Source organism: Rhodanobacter sp. MP1X3 (genome assembly GCF_014207165.1).
Lineage (GTDB): Bacteria > Pseudomonadota > Gammaproteobacteria > Xanthomonadales > Rhodanobacteraceae > Rhodanobacter.
On record NZ_JACHCO010000002.1, the window covers coordinates 194,724 to 211,041 of the forward strand.

17 protein-coding genes and 1 tRNA gene are annotated in these 16,318 nt (G+C 62.2%); 5 read left to right on the forward strand and 13 right to left on the reverse strand.

Features of this window, described 5'->3' with window-relative positions; all coding sequences use genetic code 11:
- The first annotated feature begins 87 nt into the window (after positions 1 to 87).
- Positions 88 to 870 (forward strand): enoyl-CoA hydratase-related protein, encoded by a 783-nt coding sequence (locus tag HDE79_RS07320; RefSeq protein WP_184601292.1) that lies wholly within the window; start codon positions 88 to 90, stop codon positions 868 to 870.
- Between the two features lies 1 nt (position 871).
- On the opposite strand, the gene HDE79_RS07325 is transcribed toward HDE79_RS07320, so the two are convergent.
- The 6 genes from HDE79_RS07325 to HDE79_RS07350 form a co-directional block, all read right to left on the reverse strand.
- Positions 872 to 1,249 carry an MmcQ/YjbR family DNA-binding protein gene (locus tag HDE79_RS07325; RefSeq protein WP_184601293.1) on the reverse strand — a complete coding sequence of 126 codons (378 nt, stop codon included), beginning with the start codon at positions 1,247 to 1,249 and terminating at the stop codon, positions 872 to 874.
- Between the two features lie 76 nt (positions 1,250 to 1,325).
- Entirely contained in the window at positions 1,326 to 2,252 is a 927-nt protein-coding gene (locus tag HDE79_RS07330; protein WP_184601294.1) for a DUF1684 domain-containing protein, read from the reverse strand.
- A gap of 68 nt (positions 2,253 to 2,320) precedes the next feature.
- The gene (gene mutL, locus HDE79_RS07335) at positions 2,321 to 4,141 is read right to left on the reverse strand and encodes a DNA mismatch repair endonuclease MutL (RefSeq protein WP_184601295.1); all 1,821 of its coding nucleotides are present in this window, start codon (positions 4,139 to 4,141) and stop codon (positions 2,321 to 2,323) included.
- Between the two features lie 92 nt (positions 4,142 to 4,233).
- A complete protein-coding gene (locus HDE79_RS07340) occupies positions 4,234 to 5,775 on the reverse strand; it encodes an N-acetylmuramoyl-L-alanine amidase (protein ID WP_255488323.1) in 1,542 nt (513 codons plus the stop codon).
- Positions 5,776 to 6,009: 234 nt separating this feature from the next.
- On the reverse strand, positions 6,010 to 6,510 hold the full coding sequence (tsaE, locus tag HDE79_RS07345; RefSeq protein ID WP_184601297.1) for a tRNA (adenosine(37)-N6)-threonylcarbamoyltransferase complex ATPase subunit type 1 TsaE: 501 nt from the start codon (positions 6,508 to 6,510) through the stop codon (positions 6,010 to 6,012).
- Positions 6,497 to 7,999: an NAD(P)H-hydrate dehydratase gene (locus HDE79_RS07350; protein WP_184601298.1), complete on the reverse strand. Its 1,503-nt coding sequence runs from the start codon at positions 7,997 to 7,999 to the stop codon at positions 6,497 to 6,499. Before HDE79_RS07350 ends, tsaE begins: the two co-directional genes overlap by 14 nt.
- 14 nt (positions 8,000 to 8,013) lie before the next feature.
- Here HDE79_RS07350 and queG point away from each other — a divergent pair, with 14 nt between their 5' ends.
- Positions 8,014 to 9,111, forward strand: coding sequence for a tRNA epoxyqueuosine(34) reductase QueG (queG, locus tag HDE79_RS07355; RefSeq protein WP_184601299.1), 1,098 nt, complete (start codon positions 8,014 to 8,016; stop codon positions 9,109 to 9,111).
- Between the two features lie 22 nt (positions 9,112 to 9,133).
- Here the strand turns inward: queG and panD are convergent, their stop codons facing one another.
- The 5 genes from panD to pcnB all read right to left on the reverse strand — a co-directional run bounded on the left by panD (position 9,134) and on the right by pcnB (position 13,230).
- Positions 9,134 to 9,520, reverse strand: a complete 387-nt coding sequence (panD, locus tag HDE79_RS07360) for an aspartate 1-decarboxylase (RefSeq protein ID WP_184601300.1) — start codon at positions 9,518 to 9,520, stop codon at positions 9,134 to 9,136.
- A 100-nt stretch (positions 9,521 to 9,620) separates the two neighbouring features.
- A complete protein-coding gene (panC, locus tag HDE79_RS07365) occupies positions 9,621 to 10,466 on the reverse strand; it encodes a pantoate--beta-alanine ligase (RefSeq protein WP_184601301.1) in 846 nt (281 codons plus the stop codon).
- A 20-nt stretch (positions 10,467 to 10,486) separates the two neighbouring features.
- Positions 10,487 to 11,317: a 3-methyl-2-oxobutanoate hydroxymethyltransferase gene (gene panB / locus HDE79_RS07370; RefSeq protein WP_184601302.1), complete on the reverse strand. Its 831-nt coding sequence runs from the start codon at positions 11,315 to 11,317 to the stop codon at positions 10,487 to 10,489.
- A gap of 78 nt (positions 11,318 to 11,395) precedes the next feature.
- On the reverse strand, positions 11,396 to 11,875 hold the full coding sequence (folK, locus tag HDE79_RS07375) for a 2-amino-4-hydroxy-6-hydroxymethyldihydropteridine diphosphokinase (protein WP_184601303.1): 480 nt from the start codon (positions 11,873 to 11,875) through the stop codon (positions 11,396 to 11,398).
- Positions 11,872 to 13,230: a polynucleotide adenylyltransferase PcnB gene (gene pcnB, locus HDE79_RS07380; protein WP_184601304.1), complete on the reverse strand. Its 1,359-nt coding sequence runs from the start codon at positions 13,228 to 13,230 to the stop codon at positions 11,872 to 11,874. Before pcnB ends, folK begins: the two co-directional genes overlap by 4 nt.
- Positions 13,231 to 13,371: 141 nt before the next feature.
- On the opposite strand from pcnB, the gene HDE79_RS07385 reads away from it, so the two are divergent.
- Positions 13,372 to 13,447: transfer RNA gene (locus tag HDE79_RS07385), tRNA-Glu, on the forward strand.
- 149 nt (positions 13,448 to 13,596) lie between these two features.
- On the forward strand, positions 13,597 to 13,920 hold the full coding sequence (gene fdxA, locus HDE79_RS07390; RefSeq protein ID WP_184601305.1) for a ferredoxin FdxA: 324 nt from the start codon (positions 13,597 to 13,599) through the stop codon (positions 13,918 to 13,920).
- 97 nt (positions 13,921 to 14,017) lie between these two features.
- Here fdxA and HDE79_RS07395 read toward each other — a convergent pair whose 3' ends face one another.
- Positions 14,018 to 14,623: a hypothetical protein gene (locus HDE79_RS07395; protein ID WP_184601306.1), complete on the reverse strand. Its 606-nt coding sequence runs from the start codon at positions 14,621 to 14,623 to the stop codon at positions 14,018 to 14,020.
- Between the two features lie 34 nt (positions 14,624 to 14,657).
- Positions 14,658 to 15,554: a 4-hydroxy-tetrahydrodipicolinate synthase gene (gene dapA / locus HDE79_RS07400; protein WP_184601307.1), complete on the reverse strand. Its 897-nt coding sequence runs from the start codon at positions 15,552 to 15,554 to the stop codon at positions 14,658 to 14,660.
- Between the two features lie 124 nt (positions 15,555 to 15,678).
- Here dapA and HDE79_RS07405 point away from each other — a divergent pair, with 124 nt between their 5' ends.
- Positions 15,679 to 16,242: a glycine cleavage system protein R gene (locus tag HDE79_RS07405; protein WP_184601308.1), complete on the forward strand. Its 564-nt coding sequence runs from the start codon at positions 15,679 to 15,681 to the stop codon at positions 16,240 to 16,242.
- Positions 16,243 to 16,318 lie beyond the last annotated feature (76 nt).

The window sequence follows — 16,318 nt, forward strand, 5'->3', positions numbered from 1 at the left end:
CAGCGATAACGTTCGGGGATAAGAACCTCCCCGGTTACAAAGGTTCCCACTGCTAACATCACGGTTTTGTCTCCATTGGGATTGCTCATGGCCTTTCGCAACCTGGAAATCACCCACCGCGGCGCCGTGCATACGATCATCGTCAACCGCCCGGACAAACTGAATGCGCTGAACCGCGAAACGCTCAATGAGCTGACCATCGCGTTTGCGCAGGCGGCGCAGGACGATGGCGTTCGAGTCGTCGTGCTGACTGGCGCGGGTGAAAAAGCCTTTGTCGCTGGTGCTGATATCGCCGAGATGAACGGCTACACGCCTACGCAGGCGCTGGCATTTTCGCGCACCGGCCAACGTCTGATGAGCTCGATCGAGCGGCTCGGCAAGCCGGTGATCGCGCGAGTCCAGGGATTTGCCCTGGGTGGCGGCATGGAGCTGGCGATGGCCTGCCATCTGCGCGTAGCCAGCGAGAAAGCCAGGTTCGGCCAGCCTGAAATCAATCTCGGCCTGATCCCTGGCTTCGGCGGCACCCAGCGCCTGCTGCGGCTGGCAGGCCGCGGTGCCGCGCTGGAACTGTGCCTCACCGGCGCGACGATCAACGCCCAACGTGCCTATGAACTCGGGATTGTTACCCGCGTGGTTGCGCCCGACGCGCTGGATGAAGCCGTTGCAGTGCTGGCCGATCAACTCGCCAACGCTGCACCTTTGGCCGCTGCCGGCATTCTCGACGCCGTACTCAGCGGTGGAGAAGCCGCGATCGACCAGGGGCTGGAGTTCGAAACGCAGGGCTTCGCGCTGGCGTTTTCCACGGAAGATATGCGCGAAGGCACATCGGCGTTCCTGGAGAAGCGCAAAGCCACGTTCGTAGGGCGCTGAGTCATCGCACGAAGTCTCTATTGCGGGCTTCGTGAGCAGCGATCCATTTTCTCGGAGCCACCAGTCGCCAGGACTGCCATAGCAAATCGTGCAGCATCGACGTATCGGCCGTGGCAAGTTCTATATACGTCCAACCATGTTGACCCCAAGACGGCACCAACGAAAACGTCTCGGGATCGGACAGGGTCAGCGCAGCCTGATCCGCCATGGACAACTTGACGAGGGCACGCGGCGTTTCGCGATCATGCTTGGATGACTGCTTCGATAGCTGGGCAAAGATTTTGCCGCCGACACGAAACGATGGGCTACCGAAGTGATCGCGCTCTTCCGCATCAGGCAATGACAACGCGAGTTCGTGCGCCACCTGCCAGGACGTCATGACGTCTGCCTAATTCTGCGCGAGCTTCTGTTGCTCGATGAGTCTTGTCATCGAGCATGTATCGCCGATACGACAATCAGTGCGGATGGCCGCCACGGTATTTTTCCTCACCGGCCGTTACGCGCAGATCGAGGCGATTTTCCGGCGGCGCCAACGGACATGTGGCATACGGGGTAAACGCGCACGGTGGGTTGTAGGCCAGGTTGAAATCGAGGATCACCTTGCCGTCTTTCGGTAACGGCACATCCATGAAGCGTGCAGCGCCATAGGTTTCCTTGCCGGAGGTGCGATCGGCAATCACGAAAAACAGATCACCACCGGGCTCTTCCTGGTATGGCATCAGCTCGTAGGTGTGGCCGTCGTGCTTGAATACCGCCTTGCCAGGCACATCGACCTTGTCGATGGTACCGATCACCGAACCGATTTCCATCTTGTGCGCCGGATTGAACGGCACCCAGTCGGCCACGATGTGCCACGACGGATCGATCGGGAAATAGTCGAGGCCGAGAAAATGCTTGCGCGTCTCCGCATCGCTGTCTTTCACGCGCAGCGCCTTGCGGCCATCGCGGTCGATCACGTAGAAGTTGGCATTGCCAAAACTCACCAGCGTTGGATGGGTATCGCCGGTGGCATGCGCGTCGTCGATCAGCGCCGCGCTGGTCACCACCTTGCCGTCGATGGTGGCGCCACTGTCCTTGACCAGCACGATGTGCAGGCTGCCGTCCTTGCCCTCAGTCACTGTGCCCAGATGCGCCGGTCCGGCCTTCAGCACAATGTCGTTGTCGGCGGCTGCGCCGACGCGATTGTCCCCAACCTTCAGCCACTCCAGTCCGATCAGGCTGAGCCAGCCGCTGGGCGCGTTCAGTCGCGCAACGCGCGCCGCGCGCAATTGCTGGATCTGTTGCGTGTACGCGGTAGTTGAATCGGGAACATTGGGGGATTCGGCGTGCACGGCAGCAACTCCGGAAAACAGTGCGAGGGCAACAAGGGCGTGACGCAACATGGGGGCAATCCGCATCGGATGGAACGCCGAGTATCGCTGGCGATTTGAGCGCAGCGCAAGCCGCGCGATCAGCGGCCTCGCATGAACAACCGGTCAAGCTCGGTCACGCTCAGCTGCGTCCAGGTGGGTCGACCATGGTTACATTGGCCCGAACGTTCGGTCGCCTCCATCTCGCGCAGCAAGGCGTTCATTTCGGGCATGGTCAGACGCCGGCCCGCGCGCACGGAACCGTGGCAGGCCATGGTCGACAGCAGTTCGTTCTCCAATTCCTGCAACCGGCGTGAACTGCCGTGCTGGGCCAGTTCGGCGAGTACGTCGCGGGTGAGCTGTGCCACATCGGCACCTTCCAGCAATGCCGGGATCCGCCGCACCACCACCCCCGACGGACCGCTGCGTGACAACTCCAGGCCCCACTCGGCGAGCGCCTCGGCATGCTCCTCTGCGGCCACGGCTTCCTTGGCGCTCACGGCGATATTCAGCGGCACCAACAGCAGCTGCGAACGCAGGTTGCTACCGGCGCGACCACTCTTCAGCTTCTCGTAGGTGATGCGCTCGTGCGCCGCGTGCATGTCGACCAGCACCAGACCCTGCGCATTCTCGGCCAGCACATAGATGTTCTTCAGTTGCGCAATCGCAAAGCCGAGCGGTGGTGCTTCGCTGTCGTCGTTCGCAGGCAGTGGCGCGTAGGCCACCTCCGAATACCGTGCTGGCTCACCTGTCAGTGCGGCATATTCCGCCAACGGTGCATCGCGCACACCAAGACTCAATCGGCTCTGATTGAAACTGCCCGACCACGCCGACGGCGCAGCGTAGGCGGTCGGCGGGGCAACCGACGTGCTCATCGTCAACGCACCGTCATCCGAATGCGCACTGGATGCCACCTGCCCGGCCCGCGTCTGCGCCAGCGCTTCGTGCAGGGTGCGATAAAGGAAATCATGGACCAGCCGCTGCTCACGGAAGCGCACTTCGTGCTTGGCCGGATGCACATTGACATCCACACCGGCCGGATCGAGCTCGAGATACAGCACGAACGCCGCGTGGCGCCCGTGGAACAGCACGTCGGCATAAGCCTGACGCACCGCGTGGGCAACGATGCGGTCGCGCACCAGCCGACCGTTGACGTAGAAATACTGCGAGTCCGCCTGACCGCGCGACGCGGTCGGCAAACCAACCCAGCCAGACAGATGCAGGCCAGCCGCTGCATGATCGATGCGCAGACTCTGCCCTGGAAATTCGTCACCCAGCACTTCGGCAACCCGCTGCAGTGCGGCTTGTTCACTATCGGCGGATTTCCAGATGCGCACCGGCTTGCCGTTATGGCTGAGCCGGAATTCGACGCTACTGCGCGCCAGTGCCAGCGACTTCAGCAAATCGTCGATATGCGCGAACTCGGTGCGCTCGGCACGCAGAAATTTTCGCCGTGCCGGCACGTTGTGGAACAGATCACGTACTTCGACGCTGGTGCCAGACGGGTGTTGTGCCGGGCGTGCCGCCTGCAGCTTGCCGTTATCCACCTCGATGCGAAATGCCGCGTCCTGTCCGCGCACTCGTGAAGTCATGGCAAAACGTGACACCGACGATACGGACGCCAGCGCCTCACCACGAAAGCCCATGCTGGCGACGTGTTCCAGATCATCGAAACTGCCAATCTTGCTGGTCGCGTGCGACGCCACCGCCAACGGCAGTTCGTCGACACGGATACCGTCGCCATCATCGCGCACCCGGATCAACCGCGAGCCGCCGGCTTCGATATCCACTTCGATACGGCTGGCGCCAGCATCGAGGCTGTTTTCCACCAGCTCTTTGACCACCGAGGAAGGCCGTTCGATGACCTCACCGGCAGCAATTTGATTGATGAGTTCGGGGGGCAGCAGGCGGATGATCGACATCCGTCAAGCTTAAGCGAGCGGCGAGCGGCATGAAAGCGGCGACGTCGGTTACTACCTCATTGGGTCAAAGGCCCGCTTCCGCTGAAGCGGCTTCAGCTTGTCGGAATGGCCAGCATGGTGCCAGCGCGCACGCTGTTGCTGCTGATCTGGTTGGCGCTTTTCAGCGAGCTGACGCTGACGCCGTACTGGTTGGCAATGCTGCGCAGGCTTTCGCCCGGGCCAACACGATGCATATCGCGCGCCTTGACGTACGAACGTGGCTTGTCGCTGCTGGCCTGGGAGGTCCCGCTATCGTCATCGGCATCCGCCAGTGCCATGGCCGATTTGTCAGGCCCTCCCGTCGATGCGAGATCGCCACCATTGCGACGTGCGGCCTGCGCCGCAAACCAGGTTCCCGGGGGTGGCGTGGATTCAAAATAATTCTTGACGCCGCTCATCACCGCGGCAGCGAGTTGATCCTGATGGTCGGGATCGCGCAGCTTGCGCTCCTCGGATGGATTGCTGATAAAGGCGGTCTCGACCAGGATCGATGGCACGTCCGGTGAGCGCAGCACCACAAAGTTGGCCTGCTCGACGTAGCCACGATGGGTCGGGCCAAGCATGCCCAGCGCCCTGAGCACGTTGCCGGCAATCGTGTCACTTGCCTGAATAGCCCAGCTCTGCTGCAAATCCATCAATACCTTAGCCAGATCGTCACTCTTGTCATCCAGCGTGGTGCCACCGATCAGTTCGGCGTTTTCGCGATCGGCTAGAAAGCGAGCCGCCTCGTTGGTCTTGCCACGCGGCGACAGCACCCACACCGATGAACCCTTGGCATCGTCGCTGGTGTAAGAGTCTGCGTGGATCGAAATGAACAGGTCGGCCTTGTTGTCGCGGGCGATCTTGAAGCGCTGTGTCAGCTCGATGAAATAGTCGCCGTCTCGGGTCAGCACGGCCTTCATGCCCGGCTGGCGGTTGATCAGTGCGGCCAGATCGCGGGCGACCGCCAGCGTGACGTTCTTTTCCAGCGTGCCGCCCGGGCCATGCGCGCCCTGATCCTTGCCACCATGACCGGCATCGATCGCCACCACTACCTTGCGCTGGCCACCGAGCATGGCAGCTGCGTCACGGGCGGACGTGCCGCTGTTGCGTGAGCTGCGAGAGGTCCGAACGGGAGTGGGAACCGCGGACGGCTCCGGCTCGCTGAGCACGTCGGCCGAGACAGTCTTCGCTGCATCGGTCGAATCATCGCTCGGCACTTGCTCCGCGACCACCGCGCTGTGCGGCATCACCGGTCCAGTCGGTGCCGTACCGGGATACAGATCCAGCACAAGGCGATAATCCGAACCGCTGGTCGGCTTCAAAACAAAACTTTTCAAACGACTGTTCGGATCGATCTTGGCCGTCAGCTGCAACCGGCCACCCCGCTGCCCGTGAGTCATGCCGTGAAACAGGCCATGCCCGGCGGGATCGGCGAAACCATCTGTGACCTTGCTATCAGCGAGGTCGACCATGAGTTGATCGCCCGATTGGGTGACCTTGTAGTTCAACGGACCAGCGGCATCGATAACCAGGCGGGTGTACTCGGGGCCAGCCCAGACACGAGCGCCCTTGAGATCAGCGGCGTGAGTCAGGCAAAGCGGCGCGGCCGCCATAATCGCGACTGCGAATCCACCCATCTTGTTCAGGTATGCCCTCATAAGCCGCATTGAAGCGCAGTCCCTGCGCGAATGCAACAGCATTTTTCTTTGTTTATCCGTAACCTGCAGGCTATTCGTCAGGCCATATCAAGTTATCGATTGCAAGCTACGCATTACGAAAGGATCGTTGCCCGAGAATGTTTACGGCGAAACTCAAGGAAAATCAGCGCTTAAGCTTTTCTGCCGCGGTCATACGCCGTCGAGCTTCGTCCAGTTCAGCTGCTCCAGCAGCCGCTCGCCACGCGCCGTGAGCGCATGCGCCCTTGCGTGCCGACCATCACCGGCATAGACCAGATGCCATTCCAGGTCAGCCGCCGGCAAGGCGCCGACGCCGCGCTCGGGCCACTCCACCAGCACCAGCGCTGCCGGATCGCTCAGCGCATCCAAACCTAGCCACTCCAGTTCGCCGGGATCTGCGATCCGATACAGATCCAGATGCCACGCAGGCCGCCCTCTTGCGACATAGCCTTCGATCAGACTGTAAGTGGGGCTCTTGACGCGCTCGCCGACACCCAGCGCCGTCAGCAAGGCCCGCGCGAAGCTGGTTTTGCCCGCGCCCAAGGGACCGTATAGATAGAACACCATCCCTTCATCGAGCGCGCGGGCCACCCGAACAGCCAGCGCACGGGTGGCGTCCTCGTCAGGTAGCGCCCATTGCGGTTCGCCTGCCAATGTTTCAGACATGGGCATGCTCATGGGCAGGCGGGTCGTTGACCAGAGCATGTAGTGCCGGCAGCAGATCCGTAGCCAGCAAACCACGCTCACCCTGTCGGGCAGCATGATCACCTGCCCGCGCATGCAATCCAACGCCCAGACAAGCCGCCTGCCAGGCATCGCAACCCTGTGCGAGCAAAGCCGCGATGATGCCAGTCAGCAGATCGCCCATGCCGCCCGATGCCATGCCGGGGTTGCCCCAAGGACAGACGTCCAGACGTCCAGACGGATCGGCAATCAGGCTTCCCGATCCCTTGAGCACCACCACGGCGTTGTAACGGTGGGCCAGCTCGCGCGCGGCGGCAAAGCGATCGCGTTCGATATCTTTCGTCTCTATGCCCAGCAAACGCCCCGCTTCGCCAGGATGCGGCGTCAACACGGTCGCCACAGCGAACTGGCGGTGCTCGCGCGAGAGCAAGTTCAGCCCATCGGCATCGAGTACAAGTGGCTTGTTGGCATCCAGCGCAGTCAGCCACAGCGCATGACCCCATGCACCCTTGCCGAGACCCGGTCCCAGTGCAATCACGCTGGCGCGTTCGAGCAATGGCTCCAGTGTCTGCGGCCCATCGACCTCATGCGCCATCAGCTCCGGACGTGCCGCATTCAACGCCGTTATGTGCCCCGCGCGTGTTGCCACGCTGACCAGGCCGGCTCCCGTCCGCAGGGCCGACTCACCCGCCATTCTCACGGCGCCAGCCATGCCATGGTCGCCGCCGATCACCAGCACGTGACCGTTGTTGCCTTTATTGGCATAGCGAGGACGCGGCGGCAACGAATCCACTGCCAGCAACTGCGCATCGGGTCTTGCCGCGGCATAGACATCCTCGGGCACACCCAGCGTTGCGACCTCCAATACCCCTGCATAGTCAGCGGACTGGCCAGTGTGCAGCCCGCGCTTGTTGGCAATGAACGTGACCGTGACATCTGCCCGCACCACTGCGCCAAGGTGCCGACCGCTGTCGGCATTGATGCCTGAGGGCACATCGAGCGCCAGCACGGGGGCATCCATCGCGTTGATGCATTCGATCAGCGTCGCAATGGATGACTCCAGAGCACGATTGAGACCAATGCCGTACAGCGCATCCACCTGCACATCGGCGGCAGGCAGTGCGGTGTCGTCCGAACTCCATCGGTGCACTTGGCCGTCATCGGCTTCCCAGGCTGCTCGCGCCAAGGCCGCGTCACCATGCGAGGCGTCGCTCAGTGCGATGATCTGTACCTGCAGTCCCGCCTCGCGTGCCAGCACGCCAAGCAAAAAGCCATCGCCACCGTTATTGCCTGGGCCACAGTAGATACTGATGCGGCGAGCCTCGGGCCAGTGCCGTCGAAGGCTGTTCAAGGCGGCGCTGGCCGCGCGACGCATCAGGTCCGTACCGGAAACCGCCAGCGCGGCAAACGCCTTGCGCTCCAGCACGCGCAACTGCTCGACGGTGTAGAGATCTCGACTGTGAAGGGAATTGGGCATCCGGAATTATAGGCATGACCAACGTCTACAATAGATCGATGTCCGCCGCCGATACCCGTACCTGCTTCGACTACATCGCGCTTGCTGGTGACATCAAGCGCTGGGCGATCGAGTTGGGTTTTGCCGACGCCGGCATCAGCGGCACGGATCTTGGCGACGACGAGCAGCATCTTGAACGTTGGCTCGACGATGGCCATCACGGCGAAATGGAATACATGGCGCGCCACGGTGCCAAACGCAGCCGCCCAGCCGAACTGGAACCGGGTACACAGCGCGTAATCTCCGTGCGGATGGATTACATCCCGCCCGGTACGGCCAACGCGTGGGGCGTGATCGAAGATGCTGAAGCGGGCTATGTGGCGCGTTATGCACTGGGTCGCGACTATCACAAACTGATGCGCAACCGGCTGCAGAAGCTGGCCGAACGCATCCACGACGTGGTCGGCGATTTCGGCTATCGCGCCTACGTCGATTCGGCGCCGGTGCTGGAAAAGGCGCTGGCACGCAACGCCGGGCTGGGCTGGATCGGCAAGCACACCGTGCTGATCAACAAACGCGCCGGTTCGTATTTCTTTCTCGGCGAGCTGTATACCGATCTACCGTTGCCGGTAGATCCACCGGCCAGCGCGCACTGTGGCAGCTGCAATCGCTGCATCGACATCTGCCCGACCCAGGCGATCGTCGGCCCGTACCGGCTCGATGCACGGCGCTGCATCTCCTACCTCACCATCGAGCTCAAAGGCAGCATTCCCGAGGAACTGCGCGCGCCGATGGGCAACCGCATTTTTGGTTGCGACGACTGCCAGCTGATCTGCCCCTGGAACAAGTTCGCCCAGGAAACGACCGAACCGGATTTCGCACCACGTCACAGCCTCGATGGCGCAAAACTGGTCGATCTGTTCGGCTGGAGCGAGGATGAATTCCTCAAACGCACCGAAGGCATGGCGATCCGCCGCACCGGCTACGAGGGATGGCTGCGCAATATCGCCGTGGCGCTGGGTAATGCGCCGAAATCAGACACGGTCACCGCCGCGCTGCAAGCGCGCGCGACTCATGATTCCGAGGTGGTGCGCGAACACGTGCAGTGGGCGCTCACCAGACATCAGGGCTGAATGGAGCCCTGCGCCGAAGGCCTTAGGCGGCTGCCATCTGCTTGGGAATCGACCGATTCGTATGCGAGATGCGGTTATGCGCGTCGGCGTAGACCAGTGTGGGCTGGAATTTCTCCAGCTCGGCTTCGCTGAGCTGGGCGAAGGCGGCGATGATGATCAGGTCACCGGGCTGAGCGCGATGGGCGGCGCTGCCGTTCACCGAAATGATGCCCGAACCTTCCTCGGCGCGCAGTGCATACGTGACAAATCGCTTGCCGTTGTTGATGTTCCAGGCGTGGATCTGCTCGTACTCGCGAATGCCGGAGGCATCGAGCAACACGCCGTCAATCGCGATCGAGCCTTCGTAGTGAAGCTCGGCGTGCGTGACGGTGACCCGGTGGATCTTGGCCTTGAGCATGTTCAGGTGCATGACGTACTTCCCGCAGGAACGGCCTGCGTAACGGGTAATTATCGAAGCCCGGAGGCTTCGCCGCAACTCTGCGGCAACCTGGCCCTTACGTAGGGGCGCTTTAGTCGAACATCAAGTTGTCGATCAGCCGGGTCGTCCCCAGCCGGGCTGCGATGAGCGCTATCAGGCCTTCACGTTGGTCTTCAGCAGGTTCGGCCAGGTCGTCAACACGGCGAATCACGGCATAATCAGGCACGAAACCGGCGCGAACCAGCCGCGAGGTGGCCACCTGCTCCAGTGCCCGCCACGCGTGCCCCTGCAGGAATAGCTCGCGCATCTTGACCAGCGTGTCATGGATCAACACCGCCCGGGCACGCTCGTCAGCGGAGAGATACTGATTGCGTGAACTTAGCGCCAGTCCGTCATCCGCGCGCAATGTTGGGGCGGCCATCACCTTTACCGGCAGCGAAAGGTCACGAACCATCCGCTCGACCACCTTCAGCTGCTGGAAATCTTTCTGGCCGAATACGGCGACGTCCGGCTGCACCAGGTTGAACAGCTTGCATACCACCGTCGCCATGCCATCGAAGTGCCCCGGCCGATGGGCGCCTTCCAGTACGTCGGTGATCTGCGGAACATGCAGACTGACGCTGTGTTCGGCCCCAAAGGGGTAGAGCGTCCCCACGTCCGGCGCAAACAGCAGATCGCAATCCTGATCGGCCAGCGCCGCCTGATCCTGCAACAGCGTGCGCGGGTAACGCTCGAAATCCTCATTGGGACCGAACTGGGTGGGATTGACGAACACGCTGGCAATCACCCGTTCGGTGCGTGCCCGTGCCAGCTTGATCAGCGACTGATGACCGGCGTGCAGATTGCCCATGGTCGGCACGAAGCCTACCGTCTGGCCTTTGCTGCGCCAGCCGCGGATGGCCGCGCGCAGCGCGGGAGCGTCTTGTACGGTCTGCATGGTTGAGAGCTTCGGTTGCGTCAGTTGAAACAGTGTTCGGGCGCCGGGAAAGCGCCGCTGCGCACGTCCTCGGCATACGCAGCGATCGCTGCCCCGACAGAATCGCGCCCGGCCAGGAAATCCTTGCTGAACTTGGGTCGCTTGCCCGGCGTAATGCCGAGTACATCATGGATCACCAGCACCTGCCCGTCGCAGTGCGGGCCGGCACCGATACCAATCACGGGGATATTCAGCGCTGCTGTCACGCGTTCGCCCAGCGTGGTGGGCACGCCTTCGAGCACAAGCAGATCGGCACCCACGGCCTGAATCGCCAGCGCCTCGGCCAGGATATGGTCGGCCGCGGCCTGCTCGCGCCCCTGGATACGGAAACCGCCGAACTTGTGCACCGACTGCGGCGTCAGGCCCAGATGAGCGCAAACGGGAATGGCCCGGGCGACCAGCGCGGCAATACCTTCGAGAATATGTGGCGCAGCACCTTCGATCTTTACCATCGCGGCACCCGCCTCTCCCACCAGCCGCGCACCGGCCTCAAGCACGTGCGTCGTATCGCGGTCGGCCATGAACGGCAGATCGGCCACGAGCATCGTTGCCGACAGCCCACGAGCAACGGCGGTAGTGTGGTAAACCATCTGGTCGAGGGTCACCGGCAGCGTGCTGCGATGGCCCTGCACCACCATGCCGAGCGAATCACCTACCAGCGCAATATCGATCCCGGCTGTTTCCAGCTGCCAGGCGAAACTGGCGTCGTAGGCGGTCAACACGACGATACGCCGTCCCTGCGCTTTCATCGCATGCAGGCCTGGCACGGTGACCAGCTTGCGTTCGGGGGTGCTGGCGTTCTGCACGTACACGGCAATTCCTCACGGTAACAACGGACAACGGGCGCCGATTATCGGCCGCTCGCGGTGGTGGCTCAAGGCCGGATGCTCTCAGAACAACCTTTCACAACCTGCGGAGTCGAGCTTCGCCAACAGCATCGACACCGATCCGTGGCCAGTTATCTCCAGCGCAGGCGCAATGTCGCGCAGCGGTAACAGCACGAAAGCCCGCTCGGCCATGCGTGGGTGCGGCAGCACCAGACGTTCATCGTCCAACTGCACACCATCGACATGAAGCACATCCAGATCCAGCATACGTGGGCCGTTGCGCTCGGCACGAATCCGGCCCGCCGCTGTTTCGATCCGCAGCAACGCATCCAGCAGCTGATGCGGCGATAGCGCGGTATCCAGCGCCACTGCGGCATTGACGAACGGTGGCTGCTCAACCACGCCCCAGGGTGGTGTCAGATAGAGGTGCGAACGCTGCAGCAGGCGCGTATCCGGCAACGCGGCCAACGCATCCATGGCATCAAGCACCTGCTGCCGCGAATCACCCAGATTGCTGCCAAGTGCGACGTAAGCCAGTGTCACGCCGAGCCCGATTTGTCGCCCGGCTTGCGGCGACGCCGACGCGGACGCGGCGGCCGACCGGCGCTGGGCATCGGCATATTGTCACTGGCATGACTGCCGCCGCCAGCCGGCAGCGCCGCCGCCAGCACCTCCTGCGGCAGCAACTGCGCGTGCGCCCACCACTGACCCAACTCACGCATCGCCGGCGACTCATCGGCACGCAGCAGCAGAAAGTCGAAGGCAGCGCGAAAGCGCGGATGCGTCATCAGGCGGAACACCCGCTTGCGCTGGATCTGCTCGAAGCGTGGCTGCAACGACCAGATCTCTTCCATGGTGAAGGTGAACCGTCGAGGGATCGCCACCCGCTGGCACTGCTCGGCGACGACCTGCGCGGCGGCACGCGCCCACGCTTCGTTGCCGTCCATGCCCTGCCCAATCCACTGATGCGCCAGATCGCGCACCTCGCCCCACAGCAGCACCGCAAACAGGAAAGCCGGCGTCACCGATTTGCCTTCGGCGATCCGGGTGTCGGTATTGGCCAGACCCTGCTCGACCAGTGAACGCAACGCCTGATCGCCACGCTTGAGCGCTCGCGCCGTGGCCGGGAACAGAAATTTCAGCAGCCCGCACTTTTCCAGCATGCGAAAGCTTTTCAGACCCTGGCCGCCGAGAAACATCTTCAGCGATTCGTCAAACAACCGCGCTGGCGCCGCGTCGCCCAGCAGCGGACCGAGCGTCTCGAACGGCGCCATGGCAGCCGCATCGATTTGCATGTCGAGCTTGGCCGCCAAACGCGCTGCGCGCAGCATGCGCACGGGATCCTCGCGGTAACGTGTGACCGGATCGCCAATGAGCCGCAGCACCCGATCGTCGAGATCGCGGCTGCCATTGACGTAGTCGCGCACAGAGAAGTCGCTGATGTCGTAATACATCGCATTGACGCGGAAGTCGCGGCGGATGGCGTCTTCTTCGATGGTGCCCCAGATGTTGTCCCGCACGATTCGACCGTCGACGATGTGGCGATCACCTTCGCCGCCCTCTTCACCCAGGCCACGGAACGTCGCCACCTCGATGATCTCCGGCCCGAACACCACGTGTGCCAGGCGAAAGCGCCGACCGATCAGGCGGCAGTTGCGGAACAACTTTTTCACCTCGTCCGGCGTTGCGCTGGTAGCAACGTCGAAATCCTTGGGATGCAGGCCCAGCAGCAGATCGCGGACCGCACCACCCACTAGGTAAGCCGTATAGCCGGCCTCGTTCAAACGGTACAGGACGCGCAGGGCCGCCTTGCTGATGTTCTTGCGGGAGATGATGTGCTGTTCACGCGGAATGATCCGCAGCGTCGGCGTGATGTCGGTCCCTGGTTCGAAGTTCAAGCGGTAGGAATCCTTGCAGGACGATGGGCCCATGAGTTGAGTCGTTACAATACAGCGCCGTCAGTGCATACCTGGAATCAGGCGTATCGAGCATTGCCGGGCGAAACAATTCCGTTATACTAGCGCGCCTCGCAGGATAACGCTCCCTTCGTCTAGTGGCCCAGGACACTGCCCTCTCAAGGCGGGAACACGAGTTCGAGTCTCGTAGGGAGCACCATTATTTGTGCAATCTTCCATGATTGCTGTTGTCTGGAGAGGGTCTCGACGACGCGCGGCGCTTGAATTGGCTGGTCCAGAAGCGGCCATCCATGGCCGCACTCTTCACTAGAGCCTTCCGACCGCCACACCTACAGCTGAATTGCCTCCATGACTTTCGTCGTCATCGACAACTGCATCAAGTGCAAATATACCGATTGCGTCGAAGTCTGCCCGGTCGATGCCTTCCATGAAGGCCCCAATTTTCTGGTCATCGATCCGGACGAGTGCATCGACTGCACGCTGTGCGAACCCGAGTGCCCGATCAACGCGATCTATCCGGAAGATGACGTACCCGCCGGGCAGGAATCGTTTGTTGCGCTCAATGCCGAGCTGGCCAAGGGCTGGCCAGTGATCACCGAGCGCAAGGATGCCCTCGCAGACGCGAAAGACTGGGAAAACAAGCCCGGTAAACTCGACCTGCTGCAGCGCTGATTTCTGCGAACCCCGAATGCAAGAACGCCGCCTTGAAGGCGGCGTTCTTTTTGGGCAACCCTGCATGCATCTTGGCCATGCAGGGCAAAGACCAGTGTTACTTGTCTTTCTTCTTCTTGCCCAGCGTCGTCCTCAGCGCATCGACAACCTTGATCACCGCAGGCGCATCACCCTGGGCACGAACTTCACTGGCCTCCGTACCGCTGCTGTCGACAGTGATCTGCACCGGATGCGTGGTCGCACCGGCAGCATCGACAGGTGTCGGTGCGCTCTTCTTGAACATGCCGAAGAAGCCTTTCTTCTTCTGCTGGATCACCGCGTTGGGCACACTGACCGAATAGGTGCGCGCGGTATCGTCGTGAGCCGTCACCTGACCCAGGCTACCGTCAGCCAACTGGGCGCCCACCGCCTTGTAGGCATCGTCGACATTGCCGACCATCACGAAGCCGTCGGTGATCGCACCGGCCGAGCCACCATTGATGCTAGCCGTGGCGCCATTGGACGTTGGCTGATTGCCCCCCGGCGGCGGAATCACCAGCGCTGCACTGGTCGTGGGGCGATCCAGCTGCGGCGGGATCTCCAGCGGCGACTCCTGCTGGGCGGTGTCCCAGGCTTTGTGCGAGCGAAACATGCCGCAACCAGAGAGCAGCAGGCCACTGAGGGCCAGAACTGGCAAGGCCACGAGGAGTGGAGTTTTCTTCATGTAATCGGATTCCGTAAGAAAGTTCAGACAGCCGTCAAGCGGCCGCAGTCGCCAAGGATGCCAGACTGGACAGCGCTTGGTGCAATCGGGCGCGATCCGGACCGTCGTTCAATTCAACCAGAGGTAACCTTGGCACCGCCAAGCCCAGCCCCAAAACCGGCAATCCGGCCTTCACTGCAATCGGGTTTGGCGCGCAGCTCAGTGCTTGCAACAACGGCTCGATGGCGGCGTGACAGCGTGCCGTACCTGCCTTGTCACCAGCAATCGCCGCGTCACAGAGCGCACGAAACGCCTGCGGCACCAGATTGACCACGACCGAGATGGTGCCGGCGGCTCCCGCCAGCATCGCTTCACCGGCCGAATCGTCGTCGCCGGAGAGATAGACGAAATCCGGGCTCACAAGTTCCGCGAGCGCTGAAATGCGTTCCCGATCGCCCCGCGCCTCCTTGATGCCGATGATCGCCGGATGCTCGCGCAGGCTGGCTACGGTCTCCGGCAGCAAATCGCTACCGGTGCGGCTTGGCACGTTGTACATCAGCACCGGCAGCTCGCCATGATCGGCGACATCGAGATAATGGCGGCGCAAGCCTTCCTGGGTCGGGCGCACGTAATACGGTACCACCACCAGCGCAGCATCGACGCTCAGCGCCTTGGCCCGGCGAGTCAGCGCGATGGTCTTGGCGGTACCCGCTTCGCCCGTACCCGCGATCACCGGCACGCGCCCCGCGACGCGCTCCACGGCATAGGCCAGCAGGCGATCGAACTCGTCGTGCTCCAGCATGTGGGCTTCGCCGGTCGAACCGGCAACGACGAGCGCCTGAGTGCCGCCGGCCAGCTGGTAATCGATCACTCGACCGAATGCTGGCAGATCGAGCGCGCCATCGGCGGCGAACGGGGTCACCAGCGCGCAAATGCTTCCGCGAATGTTCAAGAATCGATTCCGCTCCAGGGCAGACCGTACATGTTACTTGCCGCCTCACAAGGCGAGCAAGTAAGCCTGATGGAGTAATCTCACATCACCGCGCTGCGCGGGATCACGTCACCAGGTGGATTTTTTGAAAGCCTCTTCCCCTTCCGCGCATTCAAGCAGCGACAATCAGCTGCTGATTCAGGCTCTCACGCCGTCAACCAAGTCGCCGCTGCTGGCGCTGGCCAAGCGCATTGCCGATGCCGGCTGCAATCTTTCCGAATCGCGCGTTTCCAGCATCGGCACGGAAATTTCGCTGATGCTGCTCGCCAGTGGCGCGTGGGATGCGCTGGCCAAGCTGGAAACCGCGGTAACCAAGCTGGCCCGCGACGAAAGCCTGCGACTGGTGCACTACCGTACTGGCCCGCGCGAAAACAGCTCGCACTTGCTGCCGTATCTGGTGGAAGTGGTCGCGGCCGACCGGCCCGGTATCGTGGTGCGCATCGTGGAGTTTTTCACCCAGCACGGCATCAGCGTGGAACAACTCAATTCGACACGCTATCAGGCCATGCAGACCGGCGCGGAGATGTTCCAGGCCCAGTTCACTATCGGCGTTCCATCGGAAATACACATTGCCGCGCTGCGCGACGATTTCCTTGAGCTGTGCGACGGGCTGAATCTGGATGCAATCATGGATCCGGTGAAATTCTGAATCTCACCGGGCCTTTGAGCATCGCGCGATAACGGCCGGCTGACAAGGGCTGTTATCTGCCGCCATGCACGCGCTA